This window comes from Pseudomonas sp. Sample_24, assembly GCF_004307605.1.
GTDB lineage: Bacteria > Pseudomonadota > Gammaproteobacteria > Pseudomonadales > Pseudomonadaceae > Aquipseudomonas.
On record NZ_RCNW01000510.1, the window covers coordinates 1 to 3073 of the forward strand.

At 58.8% G+C, this 3073-nt stretch carries 4 protein-coding genes; 1 reads left to right on the forward strand and 3 read right to left on the reverse strand.

What is annotated here, in order from left to right:
• Both D8V06_RS29325 and D8V06_RS29330 read right to left on the reverse strand, forming a co-directional pair.
• On the reverse strand, positions 1–482 hold a 482-nt coding region (locus D8V06_RS29325), incomplete at its 3' end, for an SLC13 family permease (RefSeq protein WP_277751322.1).
• Positions 483–859: 377 nt separating this feature from the next.
• Positions 860–1186 (reverse strand): DOPA 4,5-dioxygenase family protein, encoded by a 327-nt coding sequence (locus D8V06_RS29330; protein ID WP_056854232.1) that lies wholly within the window; start codon positions 1184–1186, stop codon positions 860–862.
• An 86-nt stretch (positions 1187–1272) separates the two neighbouring features.
• Between D8V06_RS29330 and D8V06_RS29335 the strand changes: the two genes are divergently transcribed.
• Positions 1273–1935: an NAD(P)H-binding protein gene (locus D8V06_RS29335; RefSeq protein ID WP_056854233.1), complete on the forward strand. Its 663-nt coding sequence runs from the start codon at positions 1273–1275 to the stop codon at positions 1933–1935.
• On the opposite strand, the gene D8V06_RS29340 is transcribed toward D8V06_RS29335, so the two are convergent.
• On the reverse strand, positions 1932–2882 hold the full coding sequence (locus tag D8V06_RS29340; protein ID WP_056854234.1) for a LysR family transcriptional regulator: 951 nt from the start codon (positions 2880–2882) through the stop codon (positions 1932–1934). The genes D8V06_RS29335 and D8V06_RS29340 overlap by 4 nt on opposite strands.
• Between the last annotated feature and the right edge of the window lie 191 nt (positions 2883–3073).

Consider the following 3073-nt stretch of genomic DNA (forward strand, 5'->3'; position numbering starts at 1 on the left):
CGGGCGGTCGGGCCGCCCCATGGGGTCATGTTCATCACGCCACCGGCGAGGATGATCAGGCCGGCCATGATCCGCGGGCTCATGCCGATGCGGCTGTAGAGCGGCAACATGGCGGCCACGCAGATCATGTAGGTGGTCGCACCGTCACCATCGAGGGAAACGACCAGCGCCAGTACGGCGGTACCGACCGAAACTTTCAGCGGGTCGCCCTTGACCATTTTCAGGATCTTGCGCACGGCCGGGTCGAACAGGCCGGAGTCGATCATCAGGGCGAAGTACAGAATCGCGAACATCAACATCACGCCGGTCGGCGCAAGCTTGGTGATGCCTTCGAGCATCATCGGGCCGATCTTCGGCGCGAAACCACCGAACAGCGCGAACAAAATCGGGATGATGATCAGGGCGATCAGCGCGGACAGGCGCTTGGTCATGATCAGGAACATGAACGTGATGACCATGGCGAAGCCAAGGAAAGTCAGCATGGGAATACTCCAGGCGTAGCGCGGCTAGGGAATGGGCGAACCGGGTGGGTCAGCGCAGAACGGGAAGCACGAGACGTACGGGCGGAGTGGCGGCGAAGCGGCGGGTTTCAAAGGACATCAGGGTCACCATTGTTGTTGTTAAATGGGCTGTGCGAGCGATAAAACGCTGGCATTGGCCGACCGGTCTGTTGCCGGTAGTGGGGCGATCCTAATCGGGGAAGCTTTCAGCCAGCTTTCGGCAATGAAAGCATTGACCGGATGTGTAACCGGTCGTCGGACGGGGCCAGGACCAAAGGGCAGCCTTCGCGAGCCCCCGGCAGAACAGCACTCTGCGCAAGCACTTGCGAGGTGAAGGCGAAGGCGAAGAAACGCCCTGATCAAAAAACAGACAGATTGAGCGGACGAATGGCCCCCATCCAGATCGCATGCTCGCTGTGGTCAAGCAGATCGTCGCCGGTGTCCGGGTGCAGGAACACCACCAAGCCCTTGCGGTTGAGCGCCAGCCACGGCAGCACTTCGCCGATCAGCTGCGGTCCGAACGCCAGTTGGCAACTCCAGTCCGGATGCGGGCCGACCGGGCGTTCGTGCACGCGCCCCATTTTCAGCGGGAACAATTGCGCAGCTTGCTCGCACAAGGCCCGCGCCTGATCGATGGAACTGGCATCGAAATACACGTGGGCGTGATAGCCCTTGATCCGTTGCATGGGTAATCCCTCTAAAACCCGGTAGAACCCTCACCGTTTCCCGCAGGTCGTACGCCATATAAGCGGGAAAACAAGGGAGTTCAGCCATGAAGAATGCCGAGACCCCGGTGGTGAAAGTGGTGCTTTATGGTGCCATGAGTAGCCTGGGCAGTGCGCTGATGGCTGAAATGCTGCGGCGCCAACACGAAGTCATCGCCATTCTCGACGACCTGACGGCGCTGGCGCCGCGTCCGGGATTGCGCACCAAGACCGGCGATCTTTTCGCAGCTCAACGGGTGAAACAAAGTGTGGCAGGCAGCTCGGCGGTCATTTGCTTGTTAGATGCACCTGGCCTGCCGTTCAACAGTGAGCATGTGGAAAAATCCATCGTGCCGGGTCCGGTCGAGCAAGTGCTGGCAGTGGATGCATTGATCGAGGGCATGCAGGCGGCGGGCATTGCCCGTTTGTTCGTGGTGGGGGATTTCGAAGTTCTCGATGATCCCGAATTAGAAGACGACCTGGAACGACATGCCGCCGAAGAGATCCGTGAAGCACTGCAAAGCAGCACGTTGCATTGGACTTTGGTGAACGCGCCACGGGGAGTGGCCGGCCTGACCATCGAACATTTCAGCCAGACTGGCGGCAACCTTGAACCGGGCCTGGCCGAACCGCTCGCACGCCTGGCACGCACTGCCACGGGGATTGCCGATGAGCTGCAGCTGAATTTGCACATTGGTGAGCACGTCAATTTCATCGCCGCAGACAGCTAGACCGCTATGGAGGGCAGCGCCATCCCGTTCAGCGATTGCGCGCTACTGGCCTGTTCTTCCATCAACCAGTCGACGAACTGTTGAATCAACGCACCACGCCGTTTGCGTTGCGGCAGAACCACGTAATAGCCCAAGCGTGAAATCACTGTTTGCGCAATCGGGCGACACAACAAGCCTTGCGTCAGCAAGTTATCCACAAGGTGTCGCCAGCCAATGGCGACGCCCTGACCACCAATCGCGGCTTGTATCAACAGGGTGTAGTTGTCGAAGCGCAACTGGCCGGGGGCCGGGGGCGAAGTGATGCCCAATTCTCGAAACACTCCGCTCCAGTCAAACCAGTTACTGCTGTTCTCGCCGCGCAGGTGCAACAGTGGGAACTCCAACAAACACTGGGCAGGCAAGGGCAGGGCACGCTCATTCAGAAGCTGAGGGCTGCACACGGGGAATACTTCTTCGCTGAACAACCAATGGCTTTCACCCTGCTTGAAGCGGCCATCGCCGAATAACACCGCCACATCGATATCCGTACGCAGCATGTTGTGGCTGCGCTCGCTGGTGACCAGGCTGACATCCACGTGCGGATTGGCCGCGTGAAAACGGTGCAGGCGCGGCATCAGCCAGTAGGCAGCAAAAGCGAAATCGGTCGCCACTTGCAACACTTCGTGTTGCTGCTGTGCGCTGATCGCACTCAAACCAGCATCGATATTCTGCAATCCAAGCTGAACTTGCTCGAAAAGGATCATTCCGGCCTCGGTCAGTTCGATACCGCGGTAAATGCGGTCGAACAGACGTGTGGCCAACTGTTCTTCCAGCCGCTTGATTTGCTGGCTGATGGCGGGTTGGGTAGTGCCCAGTTCATTGGCGGCAGCCGTGAAGCTGCGTTGACGGGCCGCGGCTTCGAACGCGCGAAGTAAATCCAGAGACAGGTCACCAAGAGCGTCATACATAAGCTGTGCTTATCCTAGTCATTGCTGCGCGTGGGCTTTACCGCAAAGTGCATGGGTTACATCCTCGATCCCAGCACTCTCGCATAAACATCCACTATGGAATGCCGCGATCACATGAAGCGCAAGAACATTCTTTTCATCATGGCCGATCAAATGGCCGCGCCAATGTTGCCGTTCTACGGCCCATCGCC